The 24,960-nt window shown below is 50.2% G+C and carries 17 protein-coding genes; 9 read left to right on the top strand and 8 right to left on the bottom strand.

The genetic code is table 11. From position 1 onward, the window contains the following. Positions 1-7: 7 nt before the first annotated feature. The 4 genes from OGV74_RS11350 to OGV74_RS11335 are packed head-to-tail and all read right to left on the bottom strand — an operon-like array spanning position 8 to position 5,094. On the bottom strand, positions 8-1,351 hold the full coding sequence (locus tag OGV74_RS11350) for a fimbrial protein (RefSeq protein ID WP_046670677.1): 1,344 nt from the start codon (positions 1,349-1,351) through the stop codon (positions 8-10). Next, the gene (locus OGV74_RS11345; protein WP_086504083.1) at positions 1,348-3,825 is read right to left on the bottom strand and encodes a fimbria/pilus outer membrane usher protein; all 2,478 of its coding nucleotides are present in this window, start codon (positions 3,823-3,825) and stop codon (positions 1,348-1,350) included. Before OGV74_RS11345 ends, OGV74_RS11350 begins: the two co-directional genes overlap by 4 nt. Beyond that, positions 3,812-4,525, bottom strand: a complete 714-nt coding sequence (locus OGV74_RS11340; RefSeq protein ID WP_234400798.1) for a fimbrial biogenesis chaperone — start codon at positions 4,523-4,525, stop codon at positions 3,812-3,814. The genes OGV74_RS11345 and OGV74_RS11340 overlap by 14 nt, the downstream gene beginning before the upstream one ends. 14 nt (positions 4,526-4,539) lie before the next feature. After that, positions 4,540-5,094, bottom strand: coding sequence for a fimbrial protein (locus OGV74_RS11335; RefSeq protein ID WP_003019947.1), 555 nt, complete (start codon positions 5,092-5,094; stop codon positions 4,540-4,542). A 544-nt stretch (positions 5,095-5,638) separates the two neighbouring features. Between OGV74_RS11335 and OGV74_RS11330 the strand changes: the two genes are divergently transcribed. From OGV74_RS11330 to OGV74_RS11290, 9 genes are all read left to right on the top strand, one after another. Next, positions 5,639-5,944, top strand: coding sequence for a hypothetical protein (locus OGV74_RS11330; RefSeq protein ID WP_286520816.1), 306 nt, complete (start codon positions 5,639-5,641; stop codon positions 5,942-5,944). Positions 5,945-5,953: 9 nt separating this feature from the next. Then, entirely contained in the window at positions 5,954-6,787 is an 834-nt protein-coding gene (locus OGV74_RS11325; RefSeq protein WP_003019952.1) for an AraC family transcriptional regulator, read from the top strand. Between the two features lie 157 nt (positions 6,788-6,944). Beyond that, positions 6,945-8,411 carry an amidohydrolase family protein gene (locus OGV74_RS11320; protein ID WP_086504085.1) on the top strand — a complete coding sequence of 489 codons (1,467 nt, stop codon included), beginning with the start codon at positions 6,945-6,947 and terminating at the stop codon, positions 8,409-8,411. 86 nt (positions 8,412-8,497) lie between these two features. Further along, on the top strand, positions 8,498-9,937 hold the full coding sequence (locus OGV74_RS11315) for a DHA2 family efflux MFS transporter permease subunit (protein ID WP_234400773.1): 1,440 nt from the start codon (positions 8,498-8,500) through the stop codon (positions 9,935-9,937). Positions 9,938-10,386: 449 nt separating this feature from the next. Next, positions 10,387-15,717, top strand: coding sequence for a peroxidase family protein (locus tag OGV74_RS11310; RefSeq protein WP_286520810.1), 5,331 nt, complete (start codon positions 10,387-10,389; stop codon positions 15,715-15,717). Positions 15,718-15,727: 10 nt separating this feature from the next. Beyond that, positions 15,728-17,467, top strand: coding sequence for a type I secretion system permease/ATPase (locus tag OGV74_RS11305; RefSeq protein ID WP_086504087.1), 1,740 nt, complete (start codon positions 15,728-15,730; stop codon positions 17,465-17,467). Next, positions 17,467-18,795: an HlyD family type I secretion periplasmic adaptor subunit gene (locus OGV74_RS11300; protein ID WP_170926215.1), complete on the top strand. Its 1,329-nt coding sequence runs from the start codon at positions 17,467-17,469 to the stop codon at positions 18,793-18,795. Before OGV74_RS11305 ends, OGV74_RS11300 begins: the two co-directional genes overlap by 1 nt. 134 nt (positions 18,796-18,929) lie before the next feature. Then, positions 18,930-19,217: a VF530 family protein gene (locus OGV74_RS11295; protein ID WP_071696105.1), complete on the top strand. Its 288-nt coding sequence runs from the start codon at positions 18,930-18,932 to the stop codon at positions 19,215-19,217. A gap of 12 nt (positions 19,218-19,229) precedes the next feature. Further along, positions 19,230-20,597 carry a glycoside hydrolase family 10-like protein gene (locus OGV74_RS11290; protein ID WP_086504088.1) on the top strand — a complete coding sequence of 456 codons (1,368 nt, stop codon included), beginning with the start codon at positions 19,230-19,232 and terminating at the stop codon, positions 20,595-20,597. On the opposite strand, the gene OGV74_RS11285 is transcribed toward OGV74_RS11290, so the two are convergent. The 4 genes from OGV74_RS11285 to OGV74_RS11270 all read right to left on the bottom strand — a co-directional run bounded on the left by OGV74_RS11285 (position 20,594) and on the right by OGV74_RS11270 (position 24,868). Beyond that, complete coding sequence (locus OGV74_RS11285) at positions 20,594-21,112, bottom strand: hypothetical protein (RefSeq protein WP_086504089.1); 519 nt, start codon at positions 21,110-21,112, stop codon at positions 20,594-20,596. The genes OGV74_RS11290 and OGV74_RS11285 overlap by 4 nt on opposite strands. 54 nt (positions 21,113-21,166) lie before the next feature. Then, positions 21,167-22,438, bottom strand: a complete 1,272-nt coding sequence (locus OGV74_RS11280) for a type II toxin-antitoxin system HipA family toxin (protein WP_086504090.1) — start codon at positions 22,436-22,438, stop codon at positions 21,167-21,169. Beyond that, complete coding sequence (locus tag OGV74_RS11275) at positions 22,431-22,745, bottom strand: helix-turn-helix domain-containing protein (RefSeq protein ID WP_044710761.1); 315 nt, start codon at positions 22,743-22,745, stop codon at positions 22,431-22,433. The genes OGV74_RS11280 and OGV74_RS11275 overlap by 8 nt, the downstream gene beginning before the upstream one ends. A 179-nt stretch (positions 22,746-22,924) precedes the next feature. Beyond that, complete coding sequence (locus OGV74_RS11270; protein WP_003019994.1) at positions 22,925-24,868, bottom strand: methyl-accepting chemotaxis protein; 1,944 nt, start codon at positions 24,866-24,868, stop codon at positions 22,925-22,927. Positions 24,869-24,960 lie beyond the last annotated feature (92 nt).

Genomic DNA, 24,960 nt, shown 5'->3' with positions numbered 1-24,960 from the left:
CCAGAGGCTACTGAATACGCAATAAAACTTGTACATGTGACTGGTAGCCCCCCGCCGTTAACGTATCTGCACCAAAACTTGCCAGACGAGCTTCGAAGCTTTCGCTGTAGTAATTGATGCCATCCTGGCTGCCATTTTGCTGCGTATTGCTGCCAATGACTGGCATCCAGCCGCCTTCGCTACCGCTGCCGACAGTTGATACCGCCATAAAATTCACCGGATTACCCGCACGGTAAACACGCACGCCAACGCCGCGAGCCCGCCCGGGAGCGCCATATTGCGTATCTAATAGCCAGGTTACGGTTTTACCAGTAATCAAATTAAAACCCCAGGCGCTGTTGACGCTGCTTTCCGGTGCAAGCAGCCCCATTGCGACATTGCTCTTCCCGGTCGCAACACCGGAAACCACCGTTGATTCGCAGGCAAATCCTATCTGGAAGGGCGCTGATGAATACTCCCCCTGCTTGAGCTGGGCCACGGAAATTGGCGGCAGATGCACAACGGGCGTAAAATCGGTAACCTGACACATTGCTGCACGTTTGACGAAGATCCCGTTATTGTACAGGCTAATCACTGACGGCCAGTCATTCGCCCAGCCAGCCCAGTTTCCTCCACGGTGCGGCTGACCTATCTTGATACCCCACGAAGTTGTACCGGGCCCACGAAAAACCACGTAAGCATTGGGATTCACATAACTATTGTAAGTAGCAGACTGCGCCTGGTTGGCGTAGTAGCGTGTATCCAGTGTTTTAATCAACTCGGCACTTATCGTCGAGAAGTTCTTGGCCTTAATCAGGAAGTTGCCATTGGTGTCAAGATCCAGGTTTTCCAGTGGGCGTTGCTGCCAGCTGTCGGTAAAGACGCTGCCTGTCGCATCGTGCGTCAAGCGTAATGCGACGTTTTTCATGATGGTCAGATACGCGCCAGGTACATCCGTTGCTTCATACCAGCCAGCCACGGTGTCATCGCCGTTAGTTGACCAGGCTTCATAGAGTTGCCCGGCGGTGTCCGGTGTACAACGGAAAAATACCTGCTCAGGATCGTAACCGCCGCCTTTATGAGCATAAGTGGTAAAAGGGATCCCGCCGCTGGAGGTCAGGATCGTCCCTGCCGGCTGAAAACTGCTATTACTGGTGATATCGACAGACTTACTCAATCCCGGCAATAGCCCGTTCCAGGCATCGTTGCCGCCGCCGGAGCGCCAGTCATTGGCAATGCCGTCCGTACTTGCACTAAGCCTGTGCGTACCTTGTGCGCCACTACTTCCTGATTTATATGGATAAATAATGTATTCACAGGCGGCCTGTATCTGACAAGAAAACAGCGCCAGAACCAGAAAAAATAGTCTCATGAGCGCCCTTTTGTTACGCAAGCTACCGTTAATGCAATTAACGGTTCTGTACGTTGTTGTTGGTTAAGTTTCCACGGCAACGAACAATCACTGCTTTCCAGCATCAATAGTCCCTCTTCTTCTTCAACGCGGGCATATACCTGGTTCGCCTGGGCAACCATCCCGACTACACGACCTCGACCGTCGGTCACTGCCGCTCCCATCGGTAACGTCACGTCACTCTTCACAGTGATGAGTAACGGATAGCCAGAGAGCGTTGCAAAACGCAGTTTTACTGCGGCCCCCGCCATTGGCGCAATGCGCCGTTGACTCTCCTGAAGCTCTGCGTTGGTGTTCATTCCGCTACCGTCGAGAGTCACATTGTTAAAGCGATAAGGTGTCAATGAGGGGACCAGCGCATAACCCCCACTGTTCACAGTTGCACCCTGGCCACCCCCGACTCTGGCTCCCGCAGCGCCAGGCGCTTCCACCAGGGCAAATGTGTCGCCAACCCACGGGCCGGCAACAATGCCATGGCGATGTACAACAAGCGCCCCGCGTACCCCTGCAGACCATTGCTGATAGTTTTGTGACTGTGAGACGCTGCCGTTTAGCGTGCCGAAAGCCGTATTTTTTTGCAGTGAACCACCCCAGTCGGTCACGCTGTTTGACTCACCTTGCCCCTGTTGCCAGCCAGTGGACAGCGCGTAATTAAGGGTTTCATCCTGATCAAGCGCACCAGACAATGCCAACTGCGCATTGCGCCCAGCCTGTTGAGCCTGACTCGCCGACAGCGCCAGCGTATGCTCACGTTCGCCTATACCCAAAGGCATTGAGACGGTAAGCGTTGCCATGTTTTCTTTTTGCACTTGTGAACGGTCGCCGTTACGCCACCAGGTGTCCTGTCGGCTGAATGACATACCTAACGTCATTCGTCCAAAGGTGGTGTTATACCCAGCCTGCAACTGAGTGCTGCTGCCACGGTCACTGTAGTAATCCATCATTGATCCCGACAGCCATAGGTTTCCGTAGCTGCTCAACGTTTGGTTCACCGTAACGGTAAACTGGTTTTTTTGACGCAGCGTATCCGAGCGCCATTGCGCATTGCTTCCGCTGACGCTTCGCTCACCCAGAACGTCACCGTAGTCACGATACCCTTCTGTGGAATAGCGATAACCCGCCAGCGCGACGTGAGTTCCTATCGGAGTGAACGTTTTGCTCCAGTTGGTTTGCAGCCGCCAGCCACTCATGGTTTGAGAAGCAATCCGGGCCCGCGAACCGGTAACATCGACACCAAAAGCGCCCATCGACGTTGCCAGAACGCCTCCCATCAGGAGTGCCTGATAGTCGTCGCCGATCCGCAAAGCGCCATTAGCGGTCAGGAGATTCGTCATCCCGCGCTCAAGCGTGAAATCGGTAAACAGACCATCGGCGGCGCTGTAATCCCGGGTCTTACCTGCCACCAGACCGTAGCGCCAGACGCCGGGACGCAGTGATAAAGGTACGCTGGCATATGGCACGGTATAGCTACTCTTTTTGTTATCGGCGCCGGTGATTTCAACTTGTAAATCACCGTCCCAGGCTGTATTCGGCAAATCATCAAGTACAAAAGGGCCTTGTGGTACGCTGGTTTCGTAAAGCGTTCGACCATTCTGCTTGACCACAACGCGTGAAGGTGTAGATGCCGTACCACGAATTTCTGGGGCGTAGCCGCGTCGCGACTGTGGCCACATTCGTTGATCGGTTTCCAGTTTGACACCTGTAAACGCCATACTGCCAAGCAGATTTCCCGAGGTGTAGCTTTCGCCTACCGTCAGTAAACTTTCCAGAGATGCGACAGGGTGTTGAAGCCAGGTTTGCAGCGCATCCCAGCGTTGGCTTTCTCGATCGCCATCGCGCCGCCAGTTGGCAGACGACTGTTGGCGAAATTGCCAACTCCCCATGTTGAAGCCGCTGCTCAGTCCCAGCCAACCGTAATCACTTTGCTGACCGTTATTTTTATTGTGATAGGCGTGCAGATTGTAGTTACTGAACAACACGCTCTCGCCGCTTTGCCACTGCGACGGCGGTACATAATCCATGGGGGGACGTTTTAATGCTGCCTGAGGAACGCTAAGATTCAGACGCAATAAGCTCTGGTCAAAATCCCAGCGTCCACCGCTGATCCGAGCTTCAGGGGCGAAGCAATCCTGCGCTTGTTCCGACGCTGCTGTTACGCCCTGTTCATCCCAGAATTTCGCCGGAAGACAGGGTTCGGTACGCCCTGCTGTATTCTGGCGAAACAACACATCATCCCGCCCTACATACCGTCCATTGAGCCAGATATCCACGCTATAACGTCCCGCGACCACCGCATCCGGATCGTTGAGCATTGCCAGGCTTTTTTCGTAACCACTCCCAAGCAACAATGTTTCGTCAAAGGTGTAATCGCTGGCAAAAACAGGCATCGCAGCGGGCAAAAAAAGCCACCACCAGCGTGGATTAGTTTCGGACATTGTCCTGTTTCTCCAATGCCACGCGCCCGCTTAATGAGGCTCCCTGATCGTTAATCCAGCGCATATGCGCGTCGTTCAATTGCGGAATTTTTGCAGGCCACGACATTGTCGCCCACGGTGCGATCGTTTCGCTCTGAATGCGCTGTTTTTTTCCCGCACCGCTGACGTCAAGTGACGAGAGCGCAAGATAGAAACCACTGTTATTGCGTAAATGCAGCTTGCCATTCTGCAGCCAGACCCGGCTGGTGTTCGCCATCTCCAGCGGCGAACCCACCAGCCCTGTGGGTCTGACCAATACTTTTACGCGACTACGTACCAGCACCAGAAGCTGGTTATCGTTTTGCGCATCCTTACTTATGGGCGGGATCTGAATGAAGTTAAACCACCATAGCGATTCCCTGTCCTGTGCAACGGGTTTGCCGATGTAACGCAGCCGCACAGTTTGCCCCGCGTGGGCCGCCATCCGAAAGACCGGTGGCGTGGTGACAAAAGGAGCGGCCGCAGTTTGTGGTACTGATTGTGCATCGCCATCATCAAGCCAAACCTGAACGACACCAGGGACGTCGCCGCGATTAGTTAATTGCACACTGACTTCCCGGCTGTCTGCCGGATAGATTATCCGGTTGCCAGTCATCACTATGCTTGCCTGCACGCAGAAGCACATCATCATTCCAGCTAAACCAATAGCCAATCCTTTCATCACGCAGATCTCGCTTACAAATAGGAAATGGCGTATTGCACAGTGCCGACAACTGTCCCGGCGGTTGCCCCACCGTTCGGGCTAAAATACTGCACGGCAAAGTCGTGCTCACCGGACGTATTTCCGGCCGCAACGGTGATTCCTGCAACTGGAGTTCCAGTACGCAAATCAATCGGCGTAGTGCCCGCGCTATCGGTCAGCAGTTGTAATTCAACATTTTGCGCTGTACCCGTATTAGCCAGGTTTCCACGCTCGGTCATATTATTTGCAACGAAGACGGTTTTAATATCCAACGCATTAGAATCAACAGTACAACCAGTAACGCCGAGGGTGAATGTTGTCAGGCCTGCTGAAGATGCTGCTGCCGCGAGATCGCTTTTCGCAACAGAAGGCAGTAATACTACCGGTCGTGCATTTACACCGTTAACTGTGACTTCGCAAGTTTGTTCGGTCACTTCGCCTTTAAAGGTGATGGTATTTGCTGAATCAGCATACGCTATCTGCGCAAACAATAACGCAAGGCCACCAGCTGCAAATATGTAACTGGTATGAGGATTATTGATTTTCATATTGTCTGTCCTTAATTAATAAATACATCGGTATCGTAATAAATAATTCAATAGTCCCTCTCCGCTGAGAGCGGAGTATTTATTGAGGGATACAGCGACGCCAGTAATGTCTTATGACTCCGTAGGATTAACCCTACGATGATTGCTAGTTTAAGAATAATCCCAGAGATTAAAACCTTTGTTTTCTCAAATCATATCAAGTCAATCTTAAGTAAGAAAAACAAACCATAAAATCTTTATATCTTATTGTTTTTATTGAGTTAATGCGATTGTGGTGTGATTGAGAAAATTTTTCTTAAATGCGTGAAAGCAGATGAATTCACAGATTTTCCTCTTCCCCTACGCACCTAAAGCAACATTTCTGGCTTGACTGAAGAATTTTTTGTCCCTTCTCTCTAATGATTTTGTCGTGGCAGGTATCTATGATTACATCATCACTAACGAAACATTTCAGGACCTAACATGAAAATTAACACCGATGATTTCCCGCGCGTCAGAATGGATTATTCAATAGAGTCAGATGCGTCCTCAAATGACATTCTGATTGCAATTTCAAAACTTTTACAAAAAAAAGCAGCCCTTTGTTTTTATCTGTAGCGGATTACCGACTGAAAGCAATAAAGAAAATGATGATGTTAATGAACGCCGCAAGATTACTACCTGGATGAAGGACAATAAAGCTGCTATTGGCCAACTGATTAAAGGCCATATTCATATCATTCCAGAGACTACTAAGCGCACAGAACTGGAAAGCTTTTCAGTAACCTTCGAAAGATTCTGGGGGTATCCTATGTTTATTGTTGCCACTGAAAACGAGGCCAGAGAGAAAGCTAACGCCCTTCTCTGCTAAGGAATACTGATGTTTATATTTAAGGTTGAGCCAACGTACGTGGAAGAGTTAGTGCAGCCAGTCGTGGTAATTGGTCTCGGTATGGTGACGGAACAATGGGAATTGCCGTTTCACAGTCATAACAAAGCTGAACTTTTATTTGCTGATACCGGGCTTATCACCTTAGAAACTGAACATGATTTGTGGATCGTCCCGCCTCAGGGGGCCGTATGGATACCTGGCGGACTCAGGCATCGGGCAAAATGTAGCGGAAACCCTCGTGGATTTGTGGTGTTCATAGAGCCAGGTACGGTGGAGAATTTACCTGAAACATGCTGCACAATGTCGGTGTCCCCCTTTCTGCGCGCCTTGCTTGAGCGAACTGCCGCGCTGCCGCAAAATTATTCGCATGAGAGCGCGGCATCGCGTCTGATAGCCGTTCTGTTAGATGAGATCATTGCAGCGCCGTTGGAATGGCTTCATCTTCCTATGCCAACTGACACACGCTTGCTGGCGCTGGCAAATACTATGCTGTCATTACCCTCTGAGCGGATAACGCTTGCGCAATGGGCTTGTCGGTTGAATATGAGCGAAAGGAACTTATCCCGGCTTTTTGCCAAAGAAACGGGATTTAGTATAAATCGCTGGCGCCGTCAGATGCACATTGTGAAAGCATTGCCATTACTGGCGCAAGGGCTATCGATACAGGTGATCGCGGATCAACTGGGTTATGAAAGCTCCGGAGCTTTTGTCACAATGTTTCGTAAAGCAACCGGCACACCTCCTCGTCGATTTATGGCTGAAAGGATGGCTGATATTCATTCACCTTTAAATATTCCTGCAGGTGGTTTTTACGAATACTAACGATGATTATCTGTATTTATACATGATAACCACTCCCTTCATTTTACATTGCTGAATATAAACCCAGCACACATATTATCTATTGCAATAAAAACTCTTCGTTTTAAGTAATGTGAGTTTTTATTGTTATGGTTATTTTTATAAGTCAGGAGGAAAAATGGAGTTGCACAAGAAAGTTATTCGTGGTGGTATTTATATTACAATGGATGCGAATATTGGTGATATTAAGAATGGAGCTGTATTGCTTGAGGGGAATATCATCAAAGAAATTAGCCACTCTGAACATGCTTTTGATCATCATCAGGATGCTGAGTTTATAGACGCACATGGCGCTATCGTTATGCCGGGCATGGTAGATGCACATCGACATAACTGGATGTCGCTTTTCCGTGGTGTTTCTACAGAAGAGTCATTACCTGCCTTTTTAATCAATACATTCTACGCGTTTGGAGGGGTATTTACAGCCTCAAATATGTATGCGGCAGTATTATCAGGAAATATCAATGCTATTAACGCAGGTACCACAACAGTCTATGAAATTAACGATTGTGTGAATACGCCTGATCATGCTTTTAATGCTATTCAGGGGATGAAGGACAGCGGAATTCGTGGCATCTATGCCTATGGTATGCAGGTCTATAACTTTGAACCGTCCGGTTTTAAATCTCAGGAGGATCGTCTCGACATGGCCAGGCACCTATCCTGTACACAATTCAACAGACAGGATCGTCTTGGCATGGGGATGTTGATTTCCGACCTCGGCACAGTCCCGTTTGCTCATTCGGCCCAACAAATCAGGCTCACTGATGAGTTGGGAATCAAATGTGTTTCTCATACTGGCGCAGCCAAAACCTCAATTCTGTTACGCGGTTTGAGAGAGTTGGATGATCATGGTTTATTACGCCCCGGCCATCTGCACGCTCACAGTAATGGTTTAACAGGCGAGGACTGGAAACTGATTGCCCAAACCGGCGGATACGTGGTCAGTACGCCATCAAGCGAACTGCAAATGGGCATGGGTTTTTTACCATACCGGGCATGCGTTGAACATGATATCCCCTTCGGTCTTGGCACGGATCTCACGGGCGTTACAACTGATGATCTGTTTACACAAATGAATATTGCACTCCAAATTGAACGTGCTCTGGCGAATGACCAAATTCACCAGCGTGACAGTATGCCTTTTGAGATCACCCCGACCGTTCGTGATGCGCTTTACTGGGCAACGATGGGGGGCGCAAAAGTGATGGGGCTTGCTGATGAGATTGGCTCGCTGAGCGTCGGTAAGAAGGCAGATCTAATTATCATTCGCCATAGGGAAGGTTTTGTTCCGATGATGAATTATGCTGGCGGTGTCGTACAAATGACCCACAGCAACGATGTTGATACTGTCATTGCCGATGGCGTTATTCGTAAACGTCACGGAAAACTATGTGGTTACGACCTGGCAAAAGTTGAAACGCTTGCACAAAGCGCATTTGATAGCCTTGCCAAAAAATCGAAATCTTTTAATACGCTGGCGGCCAGTGATATTGAGAAATTTTTCCGACTAGCTGAGCGTAAAGCATCGTATCATTTCGCACAGGCTTATAGTAAAGAGTATTTTGATCGTACATTGAATTAATAATTCACCCTGCTTTCACGCCATTCGTGTATTCGGATGGCGTTATTTTATATCTATTGATGACTTTCTGAATAAATGTGAAAACAATGAAATTAAGAAGACCAGAAAAAGAAGTGCACTCACCAGTACTGATGTTGAGTACCCTGATGCTTGGCGTATTTACAGGATTATTCAGTGAAACAGCGCTAAACATGGCATTAACCCAATTGATGCATGAATTTTCCGTGGTTGCAGGCGTTGCGCAATGGTTGGTTACAGGGTATTTATTGACGCTGGCCGTATTCATGCCGGCATCAATCATATTGATGAAGTGGTTCAGTACCCGGTCATTAATCATCATTGCGATTTCACTCTCTTTTCTGGGGTGCCTGATTTCAGGTGTCTCAGAAAACATGATGATGTTAATGACCGGGCGTATTGTTCAGGCTATTGGCACCGCGATACTGCTACCCGTGCTGATGAGCGCGGCCTTACTTATTTTTCCGTTGCATCAATGTGGAAAAATAATGGGAGTAGTCGGTGTTTCTATTACTCTGGCGCCAGCGCTAGGACCAACAATATCAGGATTAATTATTACCGTGCTGAACTGGCGGGCGATATTTTTTATATGTGCTTCAATGTATATCGCAGCATTACTACTGGCCATTGTTGCAGCAGAAAATGTTGGGGATATTACTCATCCGCGCATTGATGTGATATCGCTATTATTATCATCCATCGGGTTTGGCGGCATCATCTGCGGGTTGGCTGCGTTGTCTGAAAATCCTGCGTCATCAGTCCACTTCTGGGGCGTTTTCCTGATGGGAATTCTGTGCCTTATCGCATTGTTCTGGCGACAAACCAGAATTCGTTATCCATTGATCAACACAAAAATATTCTCATGCCCGATATTTACAGTCGGCTCGCTTATCATGATGATGAGCATAATGAGCGTACTTGCAACCGCGATTATATTGCCCATCTATTTTATTGATGTCCTGGTAATGCAACCTGCTATGGCCGGTCTGATTTTACTGCCGGGTAACATCGTGAATGTTCTCTTTTCCCCGCTGATTGGTGCCCTCTATAACCGCTATGCGATGAGACCTTTTATTGTCCTTGGTTCTCTGTGCCTCGCATTGAGTGCAACGATATTCCTTATAATTACTCATGGATTCGCAGAGCAATGGAGGATTGCCGCCGCGTTTATGTTGTTAAGCTTTGGTGTAACGTGCATTATCATGCCGGTACAAACAGCGGCTTTGAGTTCTTTGCCTAAATCTTTATATTCTGATGGTACATCTGTCTGGAATACGTTGTATCAAATCTCCGGTGCCGCCGGAGCCTCGATCGCAATCAGCCTGATGTCATCTTTTACCGCAAGAGCGATGAATGGGAAAGCCAGTACACCTGAGATTTTCGCCTTATCATCAGGAATTCATTCGGTATTTTATTTTATTTTATTCCTGGGGCTCGCTTCATTAGTTGTATCATTCTGGTTACGAGAGCCACAACAAGAAACCTCACCCGATACATTAATCAACTGATATTGTTACTGTTTTTATTAAAACAAAATGACATCTTTTGAAATGTAAAGAAATGAAAATACAATCTTATTCATAGAAAAGTATGAGTGAAGTCGGCAAAGGAAAAACCATAGTTATGATCATAACAAAAATGTAATACGAGGTTAAAAAAACGACGCCTGTGACCTTGAGAAGACTCAGTCTTCTCAAAACCGCGTGCCCTTAATATGTACGCGGTCCCACTCCGGGTCGCAAAATCGAATAAATAAGGTCTGACTCTTATTTTCACTAAGTAATACTCTGGAGAACAACGCTAACCCGGTTGTGGATATCTTCAATATTTTAAAACATGGAGTCAAAACATGTAATAACCATCAGGTATCTTATACGACTCATTCTTCTGTCAGCTTTTGTAAGCAGAAGAAAAGAGTGGTGATAGCCAATACAAGTAAAGATAGGGGTAATGACTTATGGCCTCACAATATGACTTTACTGTCACCCTCCACGATCTTGCTTTTATTCTTAAGCAGATCAAAATATCCGAAGCGGCAACTAACCCAGACGGGAGCGTTAATGCTGAAATGCTTCGGGAATTAGTCTCCAGCCCACTCTTGCCCTATGGACTTCGCACGGTAGATGGTTCATGGAATAACCTTTTACCAGGTCAGGAATTATACGGCTCTGCCGATCAGACAATGCCGAGATTAACCGCATTAAACTGGCAGGATGCGGATCAAATGACCAGCTATATCCAGATTGGCGGTACGGTCATTGATGCCGACCCACGAATAATTAGCAATTTAATTTCAGACCAGACGGCCTCAAACCCGGCTGCGCTTGAGGCTTTTAACGCATTAAAAGATGCGCCCGGCGGCGGGACTGTTACTGGGGATGGCAGCTTATCCATCCCCAATCAGTCTCCCGATATTGGGCTCTCCCCTGCGTTTAACGGCTGGATGACCTTCTTTGGCCAGTTTTTCGACCATGGTCTGGATCTGATTCCGAAAGGAGGAAACGGTATCGTTTTCATTCCGCTCCAGCCCGATGACCCTTTATATGTTGAAGGGTCGTCGACAAACTTTATGCTATTAACCCGGGCAACGGTGGATGAAAACCGAGAGACAGTAAACCTGACGACCCCCTTCATCGACCAAAACCAAACCTACACCTCCCATCCTTCACATCAAATTTTCATCCGCGAATACGTCATTATTGATGGGAAACCTGAGCCTACCGGGAATTTATTGGGTGGTGCAAACGGTGGACTGGCGACCTGGGCTGACGTTAAAAACCAGGCTGAAACCCTGCTTGGCATTAAACTCACCGATCAGGACGTGTTTAATGTTCCCCTGCTGGCAACGGATCGCTACGGTAATTTGATTTTAAGTGAAAACGGAAAGGTACAGATTGTTACCACCGGGGGGCTGGTTGAAGCCAACGGAGGCCTGTTACCCGCGGAGACGTTCCGCACCGGTCATGCGTTTCTGGATGACATCGCTCATACTGCCGTGCCAAAAGCTGGTCTGCTGGCAGATGATGACAGCGCCATCGGCGGAGAAGGACCGCAACCGGCAGGAACCTATGATAACGAACTGCTCGATCGCCACTTTATCACCGGTGACGGGCGCGGGAACGAAAATATAGGTTTAACCGCGGTGCACGCCGTTTTTCACAGCGAGCATAACCGCCTGGTTGAGCAGTATAAAACCACTCTGCTGGAAACCGGCGATATCGACCTCATTAACCAGTGGTTGATGCCCAACCACCAAATCACGGAATTACCTGCCGATACCAATACTCTGGTATGGAACGGTGAGTACTTATTCCAGGCAGGCCGCTTCTCCACGGAAATGCAATATCAGCACCTCGTATTCGAGGAGTTTGCCCGTACCGTACAACCTGCCGTCGATCCGTTTGTCTTCTCCAACACGGCGGATATCAACCCGCTGATCTTTGCAGAGTTTGCGCATGTTGTTTACCGTTTTGGGCATTCAATGCTGACAGAAACCGTGGCGCGTACCGACATTGATATGCAAAGCGGTGATATTGACCTGATTTCAGCATTCCTGAATCCGGTAGCATTTAATCAAATCAACGGGGCCACCGTTACGGACGATCAGGCTATTGGCGCAATCGTGCGTGGTATGACGCGTCAGGTGGGTAATGAAATTGATGAATTTATTACCGATGCTCTGCGTAATAATCTCATCGGCCTGCCCCTGGATTTAGGCGCGCTTAATATAGCCCGCGGTCGTGACACCGCAATGCCGACGCTGAACCAGGCCCGCGAGCAGTTTTTTGCTTTAAGCGGCGATAGCCAACTGAAGCCTTATACCAGTTGGGCTGACTTCACTACCTACCTGAAAAATCCCGCTTCAATCATTAACTTTATGGCCGCCTATGGCCAGCACGAACTGATCCTCAACGCTACCAGCCTTGAAGGTAAGCGCGCAGCGGTTAACTTCCTGTTGTTTGGTGATGCTAACAATTCCCCGCCTGCGGATGCGATGGATTTCTTTAACAGTACCGGAGCGTGGGCAACCAAAGAGACCGGTCTGAATATGGTCGATTTCTGGATTGGCGGGCTGGCTGAGCGCAAAAATGAATTTGGCGGCATGCTCGGCTCAACCTTCAACTTCGTCTTTGAAACACAAATGGAAATGCTTCAGGACGGTGATCGTTTCTACTATCTGAGCCGCGTTCAGGGGCTGAACTTACTCAATGAACTGGAGGCCAATTCGTTTTCCGCGCTGGTAATGCGTAACAGCGATCTTGGTGATGAGGGTTCCTCCCACCTGCCCGCTAATCTGTTCCAGACACCGGACCATATTTTTGAAGTGAACCGCGTGCTGCAAACGGAAATCGACCCAAAATGGGGTAATCCACTGAAGGATCTGCTCTCGCCGTTGTTGGTGCGTCGCGACCCAGGGGTGGATGTTGACGGCGATAGTTTTGCCGATGGTGGGTATCTGAAATATACCGGCGATGGGCATGTGGTGCTTGGTGGGACGGCAGGCAACGATACGTTAATCGGCGGTAAAGGGATTGACAGCCTGTGGGGTGATGGCGGAGATGACCGACTGGACGGCGGTGACGAAGCCGATGTGGTCCATGGCGGTGACGGTGATGACATTATTACCGATACCGGAACGCCTGTTGGTGATGCGGACTTCCTGCATGGCGATGCCGGACATGACGTTATCTTCTCCGGTAACGGAAACGATCTGGTCTTTGGTGGCAGCGGCAGCGACTTCGTGGTGGTCGGCGAAGATGCGCAGGAGGTCTTCTCGGGCCAGGATAACGACTTTGCGCTTGGCGGCTCGGGTGGTGATTTCCTGATGGGCAACGAAGGCGATGACTGGCTGGAAGGCGGCGACGGGTTTGACACGCTGGCGGGTGACAACTCTGAGTTGTTCTTCAACAGTACCATTATCGGTCACGATGTCCTCAACGGTCAGGGTAACGACACCGACTACGATGGCGAAGCCGGTGACGACATCATGGTTCAGGGCGCGGGGATCCAGCGCAATAATGGCATGGCCGGTTTCGACTGGGCTATCCATAAAGGCGACCCAAATGGCGCTAACTCTGATCTTGGGATCCCTATTTTCGTCAACCAGCAGGAGTTTATTCTACGCGACCGTTTTGATCTTGTTGAAGGGCTGTCGGGCTGGAAACACGACGATATCCTGACCGGAACAGAACAGCCGATAGGTACTGCGCCTGTTCAGGGCGTTCCCCTCTCTAACAACCTGACCCAGGAAGGCGCGGACCGGATCAACGGTCTACAGGCTATTCTCGGTGTAGAGCGTTCTACAAATCCGGACGCGGTGCTACTGAATCCTGATGATGGTAGCGATATTTTACTCGGCGGTGGTGGTAGCGACCGCATCATGGGTAAAGCTGGTAACGATATCATTGATGGTGATGCGTGGCTCAACGTCCGTATTGCCGTTACGGGTATGGCGGGACTCACCAGCGCCGAAGGTATGGCCGAACTGAAATCGTACATGCTGGCCGGCACGCTGAAACCGAATCAATTGTCGATTGTGCGCGAAATTCTGCATGAAGGTAACGGCACGGAAACTGACGTCGCGGTGTACCGTGATGTCAGCAGCAACTATGTCTTTACCCGTATGGCGGACGGTAGCCTGCGCGTCGATCACGCTACGCCGGATGCCGCGCTGAACCTGAATGATGGCATCGATCGTCTGTTGAACATCGAAAAACTGGAGTTTGGCGATGGGAAGCAGCTGTGGGTGACGGGGCAACAAGCGACGGGCGATCTGACCATCAGCAATCCCAACCCTTCGGTGGGTGACCTGCTGCGCGTCAACGTGGCGAACTTGCTGGATGGTAACGGGCTGGCGGCGGATGTGGCCATCACTATGACCTGGCAGGCATTCGTCAACGGCCAATGGCGAGATCAGGCAACAGGCGTTGAGTTCAGAGTGCCTGGCGCTATTCAGGGCGCACCGTTGCGTGTGGTCGCCAGTTTTAACGACCGCATGGGTGACGCTGAAACCCTGGTGTCGGCACAAACTCAGGCAATCCTCCCGCGCAATCAGGCCACGACCGGTGTGCCAGTAATTAACGACCTCACCCCAACTGAAAGCCTGACGCTGACAGCGGTGGTTTCAGGCATTTCTGACGCTGATGGTCTGAGCGGCGGTAATTTCACTTATCAATGGAGAATGAGTTCGCCAACCGGATTCGTCAACATTAACGGTGCGACATCCGCTACCTATACGCCGGGCCAGGCTATGGTCGGCAGAACGTTGCAGGTGGTCGTTACCGTCGTCGACGATGAAGGCAACCCCCCTGTTGTCCTGACGTCGACCACCACCCAGCCTGTAGGCGATCTGATTGTTGGTACCAACGGGGCTAACACCCTCGTCGGTACTGCCTGGAGCGATATCCTGCGCGGTGAAGGCGGTAATGACACCTTACTTGGCGGTGCAGGTGACGATCTGCTCATCGGCGGTGCTGGAAACGACAATCTCTCTGGTCAGGCGGGACAAGATATTCTGCAAGGTGATGCCGGTAACGACACGCTTGATGGCGGGCTTGGTGCCGACAGTATGACCGGCGGCGCGGGCGATGATACCTACATCGTTGATGATTTCGGTGATGTGGTTATCGAAGGTGTAAATGGCGGCACGGACGTTGTCCGAACCAGCCTCAGCAGCTACGACCTCACCGATAACGTGGAAGAACTGGTATTTACCGGCAACGGCAGTTTCATCGGTACCGGTAATGCCATTGCAAATACCATTACGGGCGGTTCTGGTAATGACTATCTGTTTGGTATGGGCGGTAACGACCAGTTGTTTGGTGGTATCGGGAATGACTTCCTCGATGGTGGAGATGGCGCTGATAACCTGCAAGGTGGTGTTGGCAACGACGTCATGATTGGCGGTGCGGGCGCTGATACCCTCTCCGGCGGTAGCGGGGACGATATTCTCAATGGTCAGGAAGGTAACGACATTCTGGACGGTGGTACCGGGAGCGACATCTTCGCCTTTGGGGCCAACTTTGGGCAGGACCGAATTACCGGTTTTGACAGTAACCCCAACGGCGGGCAGGACTTCCTTGATCTCGTCTTGTTAGGTATCAATGCGGGTAATTTTGCCAGCAACGTGTCTATCACCGGAAACAATGGCAACACCATTGTGACTATCGGTACAGACACCATCACATTGGTGGGCGTCAATTCGACCACCGTGAATATTGGTGACTTTTATCTGGAAATGCCCACTACCCTTGCCAGCAACAATGGCAATAGTTCATTGATCGTATAAGGAGAAGACTATGTCGCGCCAGCATACGCCAACAGAACTGAATGATGCATTAAAGGGAACGAAACCCACTTTTCTGATGCTGCTGTTTTTTAGTTGTGTGATTAATATGCTTATGCTGGCGCCGGCAATTTATATGCTACAGGTTTACGATCGTGTGCTGGTCAGTAAAAATACCACCACGTTGTTAATGTTAACCTTATTGATTGTCGGCTTGTACATCGTTATTGCCATGATTGAATCTGCCCGCGCGCAGGTTATGGTCAGGCTTGGCAACAGGCTGGATATAAAGCTAAGTCAGTTGGTCTTTAACGCAGCCTTTAAAAGAAAGATGGTTACCGGTGATAACAACCCGGCGCAATCTTTAGCCGAACTGGATCAGATCCGTCAGTTTCTTTCCGGGAATAGTCTGTTCGCTTTACTGGATATTCCCTGGACGCCGATATATCTGTTCATCGCCTTTTTGGTCCATCCCCTACTGGGATATCTTTCTCTCGGTGGAATAACATTATTATTTATTCTGACGCTGGTATCTGAAATCTCCACCAAGCGCCCGATTCAGCAAGCGCACGCCTTAACCATTAACAATGCCAGCAAACTGAATAAACAGCTGCAAAACGCCGATGCCATTGAAGCGATGGGGATGCTTTCGACCCTGAAGTCCAACTGGCAGGAGCAACATAACAAAGTGCTGGCGCTACAAACACAGATTGCCGACAAAACGGCCGGGTTAAGCAGTCTCAGCCGCTTTGTGCGGGTATTGCTGCAGTCGATTGCGCTGGGCGCCGGGGCTTTACTGGTGATCGGCGGCCATATTACCCCGGGCTTGATGATTGCCGCCTCGATCATTCTTGGCCGCGTCCTCAACCCGGTAGAGCAAGTCATTGGCAGCTGGAAGCAGTTCGTGCAGTTTCGTAGCGCGTGGCATCAGCTCTCAACCTTGCTGAAGGAGTATCCGGCGCCGAAAGAGGTACTGACCCTGCCGCGTCCGAATGGCAACATCAGCGTCGAAAGCGTCTTCGCTGCAGCCCCCGGCCAGCCTTCCCCGCTACTGCGTAATATCTCATTCCAGCTGGAGCAAGGTGAAGTGCTGGGGATTATCGGCCCTTCAGCCTCAGGAAAAACCTCGCTGGCAAAGGTTCTGGTTGGTGTCTGGAAACCGTTATCAGGGAAAGTCAGATTAGATGGCGCAGATATATGCCAGTGGGATAAAGCGCTGCTGGGCCCGTCTATTGGCTATCTGCCGCAGGATGTGGAACTGTTTGACGGTACCATCGCACAAAACATTGCCCGCTTCGCGCAGAATGACAGTGAACTTATCGTTGCCGCCGCATTACTGGCAGGCGTTCATGAGATGATCCTGCGCTTGCCGCAAGGTTATGACACACTGCTGGGCGCAGGTGGATACCAGCTCTCCGGTGGGCAGCGACAACGCATCGGGCTGGCGCGCGCCGTGTATAACAATCCTGCGTTTATCGTGCTTGATGAACCGAATGCCAATCTTGACGACGCGGGCGAATTTGCACTCGTTAAAGCCATCAATACCCTGCGTACCCAGGGACAAACCACAGTCATTATCTCACACCGCCCGACGCTGCTCGGCGTGGTCAATAAGGTTTTGCTGCTTAACGATGGCGCTATACAGGAGTTTGGTACCCGCGATCAGGTTTTTGCCCATTTGCGTCAGGCCAACGTATTGAAACCGGTGGCTACGCCTTCTCCATCCACGACTGAACAGCAACGTGAGGCTTGATGATGAAAAAGAATCCCCACAACACGGCCTCTGCTGGCGTAGATACCAATATCTGGTCACCGATTATCCGGGGCGTGATCGTCATTGTGCTTGGTGTCGGTAGTTTTATCCTCTGGGCAGTGCAAGCTCCGTTAGATGCGGGCGTGGTCGCCGATGGTACGGTAACCGTATCGAGTAACCGCAAAACCATTCAGCATCTGAGCGGCGGTCGGGTAACCGATATCTTTATCAAAGAAGGCGACTTCGTGAAGAAAAATCAGGTCCTCGTCCGGTTGGATAAAATGCAGCTTGAAATGCGTTTCAGCGCGTTGAATGCCCAGTATATTTCTGCAAAAAGTATCGAAGATCGTCTGTTAGCAGAACGCGATGACCTGGATGTGATCCGCTTTAATACTACGCTGACGCAGCAATTCTCTGGCAATAAACGGCTATCAGAAGTCAGAAATCTGCAGGCTAAACTTTTCGATACCCGTCGCAAAACGATTCAGGATGAACTGTCGATGATTCAGGAGACGCTTGATGGTCTGGTTGGACAGACGGATAATCTCAATAAAATAAAAGGCTATCGCGACCACCAGTTTTCTCTGATTAACCGGGAGTTAGGGGCTATTCGGGCGCTGAGCGAAAAAAACTACTACCCCAAAGCACAATTACTGGTGCTGGAGCGCGAGGCAGCAGAAATATCTGGCAGCGTTTCAGAAGATATTCTCAACATTGCCAAACTGAAATCGCAGCAGAACGAATTAAAAATTAAAGCCTACCAGGTGCGTCATCAATATTTACGTGAAGTTGAGTCTGAACTGACGGAAAACCAAAAAGAAGTGGCAATGCTGGAGGATGAATTGGTATCAACGCGTCATGAGCTGGATAACACCGAGATCCGCTCACCGATTAACGGTATTGTGCTGGATGTTAAAGTCAGTACCGTGGGCGGCGTCATTCAGCCTGGAGAACATTTGATGGATATCGTCGCCGCCGGACAACCGATGCAAATTGATGCCAAAATACCCGTACATGCCATTGATAAACTGGTCCCCGGTTTAACCGTTGATGTGCTGTTCCCTGCCCTTAACCATGCGCTGTTACCGTCGGTTCCGGCCCAGGTTCTGACTATCTCTGCGGACCGCTTAATTGATGAAGCCACTCAGCAGCCTTACTACCTTGCGGAAGTACAGGTTTCAGCAGAAGGCGCGCGTTTGCTGGGCGATTACAAAATTAAAGCGGGAATGCCCGCCAGCGTGACGATCAAGACCGGTGAACGAACCCTGATGAGTTATCTGTTTAAACCGTTGATTGCCCGTCTGGAACTGGCTTTTAAAGAGTATTGATCCATCCATTGCCGGTATGACGTACGGCTTGTCGCGCCATACCGCTTTCTGCCGTTGCTGGCAGCTTTGCTTTCTTGTAACCTTCTTCCCGTCTCACTACTGACAAAATCTGGAACCACTGAACTGGACTTCATATGAATGCTCATAATTCTAAAGACCCTTTACATGGCGTGACGCTAGAAATGCAGGTCAATGCCCTGGTTGAACGTTATGGTTGGGCTGAGCTGGCGCAACGCATTAATATCAACTGCTTTAAAAATGAACCGAGCGTTAAATCCAGTCTGAAGTTTCTGCGCCGTACGCCGTGGGCACGGGCAGAAGTAGAAGCGCTGTACCTGGACTCTCTACATGACCAGGTCTCAAATCACACTCCCGAACCGGCCTTCGATCCCTGGGCTAACAGCCGCAATAAGAAGAAATAAGAGCAAAATCAGATGGCAGCATCCGGTTTCTTTTCAGGAAATTATCAGAAAAAACTGGCGAAGATTCTCGCCCGTTCTCGTGCCAGACTACCGCTGACCAACATGAAATGGTTTGCTGTACTTGTGGGCAGTATGTTGTTACTTGGCAGCTGCTCTTCACAACCGCCCGGCCCCAAAACCACTTCGCAACCTCCGGTGAGCAAACCCCAGCAGAGCAAGGAACCAGTGCGTGGGATCTGGCTGGCGACGGTTTCACGTCTTGACTGGCCGCCGATCTCATCCGTGAACATCAGTTCACCTGCTGTACGCATCAGCCAGCAGCAAAAAGCGCTGACGGATAAGCTGGACAACCTGAAACGGCTGGGTATTAACACCGTTTTTTTCCAGGTTAAGCCCGATGGGACCGCATTGTGGAAGTCAAAGATTCTACCGTGGTCAGATACCCTGACCGGCACGATTGGCCAGGATCCGGGTTACGATCCGCTGCAGTTTATGCTCGATGAAGCACATAAGCGCGGAATGAAAGTTCATGCCTGGCTTAACCCCTATCGCGTGTCTGTAAACACCAAACCTTCAACGGTCACTGAATTAAACAGCACGCTGTCACAAACACCGTCCAGCGTATACGTCCTGCATCGGGACTGGATCCGCACCGCGGGCGAGCGTTTTGTGTTAGACCCCGGTATTCCCGAAGTGCGCGACTGGATCACCAGCATCGTGGCGGAAGTGGTTGAGAATTACCCGGTTGACGGTGTGCAGTTTGATGATTACTTCTATACCGAGTCTCCTGGCTCTGCGCTCAATGACAGCCAGACGTTCAGAAGATACGGCCAGGGATTCGCTTCCAAAGCTGACTGGCGCCGCGATAACACGCAAAGGTTAATTGCCCAGGTATCGCAGACCATCAAGAAACTCAAGCCTGAAGTCGAGTTTGGCGTTAGCCCTGCGGGCGTATGGCGCAACCGTTCGCACGATCCAGCGGGCTCAGACACGCGCGGGGCGGCAGCGTATGATGAGTCTTATGCCGACACCCGCCGTTGGGTGCAACAAGGCTTGCTGGATTACATCGCACCGCAACTCTACTGGCCTTTTGCCCGCGACGCTGCGCGCTACGATGTACTGGCAAAATGGTGGGCAGATGTCGTGAAATCAACCAACACTCGCCTCTACATTGGTGTCGCGCTGTATAAAGTCGGCGAGCCGTCGCGAAAAGAGCCAGACTGGACGGTCAAAGGCGGTGTGCCGGAACTGAAAAAGCAGCTCGATCTAAACGAGACCGAACCGTACATTAACGGCACGATCCTGTTTCGCGAAGATTATCTTAATCAACCGCAAACGCAGGAAGCTGTGACCTATATTCGCAATCGTTGGGGACGTTAATGGTTGTTCTGAGCGGGAAGCCTGAGCCAGACGCTCACGTAGCGGGTAAATTTCCCCACAAAAATTCCGGCGAACATGCCGCCAGTAATGATAGCCAGGGCGCTCATTGCGGGTTGACGTAAAACGTCGGGGGAAATGGCGTTAAGTACGCCAAGTACGTACTTAACGCCGAATGCCAGCAGCATAAATGGCAATGCGGAATAATCTGCCGGACGGTGAATACTCCGTGGTGCGCTACTGCGGCTCAAACGGCCGGGGTTAATTAATATGTAGCCAATGATTGCGCCGCTGATGATACCTATCGCCCACTGAATATACGTAATGAGGGTCGGGTCGCGATAAGTGATTAAATCGTAGATATCCCAGACTAAAAAAATAGCGGGGATCAGCGCCAGCTTTTCCAGCGTGACAGTGGCGGGTGTTCTGGCTCTAATCCCTCGATACAGTAGAAAGGCAAACAGCAGATACACCCAAACTGGCGTGTTTTTCAGCATATTCACGACAAATTCAGCCATAACGTTGCCTCGCTCAGATTTAATTCTTCGCTAAGTGTAGCGGCTGTATCTGCGTTACTGGGACATTAAACGGCGGACATTATCATTAATCTGTTTCTGTATCGTATTCAGCGTAGTTTGTGTTATCTGATCGGCGTATTTGTCTTTGGCTGTAACGCTTAGCGCTGTTGCATGGTGGCAGATCTTGTCGATTATAGCGTTCACATGCTCAGCTGATAGCTCAGCTTCCTGTACGCCAAGCTGCTGCAGGTGCTTTCTTTCGATATCCAGCGCTTCTCCCAGCACGTCCATTTGGTGATACCCGCCGGGTCCTTCGCACCAGGTCACGTCGTAAGCCGGAGCCAAAGTCCAGTTTCCTGCGGCTGACATTAAATAGGCAAAGTTTTTGGGATGGTCATCGCGGTTGTTAAATGCCACGTTGAAAACCACGCGTTCGAACGCTTTCGCTTTTTCTCTGACATCATTGGTACAAATCTGTGTGGCGCGCAGAAAATCCCGGTAATCTAAAGCACCGGGTATCTGGTAATTTGCACCGGTAAATGCCGCCAGGCTCTGCATAGGAATACGGACCGATTGGTCACGGTCGAAACGGCGGGTAGCAAATGCCGCCTGCCCGTCAGGCAGATTAAAATACGCGGTATCAGGCGTAGTGATCCCACATTGCCGCAAACATTCAGCATACACCGCTTCGATGGCACATACCTCAGCATGCTCATGCCTGGCAGGAAATTTAATCAACCAGCTTTCGCTCCCCGGGAGAGGCGCAGTGGTGAACTTTGACGTGACACTGTCACGATAAAGTAACGCTTTTGGCCTGGCCCCTTGCGGTGAACCGCCCATCTGGAGCAGTTTTTGCAAGAATTCCCCGCCTTCGCCGCTCAGGACTTCCTGAACCTCAGATGCCAGTTGTTCGAGAGGAACATCCTCTTTTGAAAGCGTCTCGGCATCTGACTGAACGGGCCGGAACGTCATGGCGCCCATTGCGTTATTGCCGACCCAGGTTAATCTCTCCAGAGGTCCTATGCGCGCTGCGTTGAGTCCACGGCGTTTAAATAAACGATCCATCAACAGCATACCCCAACCATCAGGTAGCGAATCGTACACGGGTCCTGGTAATCCCAACTGATGAGCCGGGAAATCCCTGCGTAAACGAGGACCGTTCAGTGGTAACCTTAGCCGGGACAGCTCCAGCCCCTTACGTATAGCGTCTTCACTGTATTCAAAGGCGATCAACGGGCGTCCGGTCAGGGCTGAGGAAGACACCAGTTTTCCCCACAACCATTTTTCACCCCAGCCTTCATAAAAGATATCGACTTGCTCAGGCATCAGTATTTTTCCTTTTCACCCGCTGACGTGCCGCGCTCTTCTCGTAACGCAAAATATCATCCAGACTGTCGATCCTGGGTTTGAATAAGCCCTCGAGCGCGTCACCATAGCCTAACACCATCGCGACTTTGACCAGATTCTCAAATCCTACATTTTTACCTGCTTCCAGATTCGAAACGGTATTCACACCGACACCTGAACGCGCGGCAACATCTGCCTGCGTCATTTGCTGCGCGAGCCGTTCCTTACGCAATCTGTCGCAAAGTAGTTTGACGATATCGGCTGCTGTATTGAGCATTAAATCCATAATATTGGCTCTTATTGGAATAAAAACGACTTTACACCCAATATTATAGAGTTAAGTGGAGAATGATTCAAAGTTTTGTAAGGCACAATAAAGAGGAGTTAAATCGATAAATCGTGGTTAAGCGCCATTATACTGGAGTTATCCGGGCACAATGTTTGCACCCGGATATCGTGTCGTTATCAGGCCACTGAAGGCTCAGGCAATCTGAATGACGAGACCAGCAACGCCAACTGCTCCGCCTCCTCTTTCAATGCCTGTGTACGTGCGGCGGCATCATCAATTAATGATGCGTTTTGCTGAACGGTGCTGTCCATTTCGGTAACGGCGAGCGTAACTTCGGAAACACCTTTACGCTGTTCTTCACCAGCAACGCGTATTTCCCCCATCAACTGGCGTACCTGACGCACATTGCTGACCAGTTCTCCCAGACGTTCGCCGGCAGTGTGAATTTGCTGACTTCCGCTACCAACATGAGAAACGGATTCATCAATCAACGCTTTAATTTCCTGGGCAGCGGTGGCACTGCGCTGAGCCAGCGTGCGCACTTCGGAGGCCACGACGGCAAACCCTCTGCCAGCATCACCCGCTCTGGCGGCTTCAACCGCGGCATTCAGGGCGAGAATATTGGTCTGGAACGCAATGCTGTCGATGACAGCGACAATTTCCACCATTCTGCCGGATGAGGCGCTGACGTTATCCATCGTAGAGATAACGCCTTGCATCACATCACCGCAACGGTTAGCCGTTTGCGCTGTGTTATCGGATAGCTCATCCGCCAACTGTGTATTACTGGCGTTTTGATGAACGGTCGCATTTAACTGCTCCATAGCCGCTGAACTCTCTTCCAGCGCAGCGGCCTGCTGCGTTACGCGAGATGAAAGCTCCATATTACTATCAGCCAGGCTAACGGCGTTATTCGCCACCACTGTGCTACTGCTTCTGACGGTGATCAGGATGGCCGAGATTTTATCGACGAACAGGTTAAACGCCTCGGCGATAGCCGAAATCTCATCTTTGCCGCGAACATCCAGACGACGGGTAAGATCGCCTTCTCCCTGCGCGATGTCATCAAGTGCCTGACGGGTATCATCGAGACGTGAAATTAGTCGACGAACCACCAGCCATGATCCCACCAGCAACAGCGTCATGATAGGGATCAATACCTCCAGAACGTCCTGCATCATCACTTTGGCAAGACCGACAATACGTGATTCTGGTGTCACAAGCCCTACGACCCAGCCGGTATCTGGCATCGGGAACAGCATGACCTGTGACGCTGTATTCAGGACGAGATCATTTTCCAGCGTTATGGTCTTCACCCCATCTGTCGGGCGCAAAGATTTCAGACCGTTTTGCACCGGGATAAGCCACTGCGCGCTTTGCGCCAGATCGTTAATGGTTTTATGTTTGGCCAGGTCGGCCTGCGGGAAATAGAGAATTTGTCCCTGCTTGTCTACCACAAACGCGTAACCGCCAGTACTGTTGCCTTGCTGCTGCATGAAAGTAGCGACGTTATCCAGACGGATATCGGTGGTAGCGACACCGGCAAACTTGCCCGCCTGCTGATAAGGCACACTGCATGTCACCATGTTGACGCCTGAACTAGCATCCTGGTAAACATCAGACCATAGGCAGTTGTTTTGTGATTGCCCTTTGGCGTGCTGATACCAGCTTTCATTGTGGTATCCGCTTGATCCTTCGACGTTATAATCGTTGGAATAGACAAGCTTTCCTTCGGCATTACGCGCCCAGAAAAAGCTTCTTTTCTCCACACCTGCGGTGAAGGCGTCTGGTTCTGGCCAGATGCCGCCGCCGGTAATAATCGAGTCTTTACCTTCACCAATCAGATGCGGAACAACGCTTTGATACAGAGATTCATCGTTAGGCAACACTTCAGCCAGTCGCGACAGGCTGACTGTCTCACCTTCAATTCGGGACAATACGGTACTCAACTGACGGGTTAAACCTTGCCCTGTTTCTTCGATCAGGGCGGTGTTGATTTCAACGACGCGCGGCTGACCACGCCAGAGCATAATCACCACGATAACAATCGTCGTTACTGCAAGCAGCAGAATGCCGCCGATGGTTAAACGCGTTGAAATACGAGTAGGATACCAGGCCATACAAACTCCTTCTGCAAAAGGCTAACTTTTATCCAGTATCGGCACAGGCGTTTATATCTTTATAAAGTTTTCTTAAGTATTGCAAAACAAAT

Source organism: Citrobacter sp. Cf116, assembly GCF_030336505.1.
Classification (GTDB): Bacteria; Pseudomonadota; Gammaproteobacteria; order Enterobacterales; family Enterobacteriaceae; genus Citrobacter; species Citrobacter freundii.
Note: the sequence above shows the minus strand (reverse complement) of the source record. Positions and strands in the feature narration are given on the sequence as shown.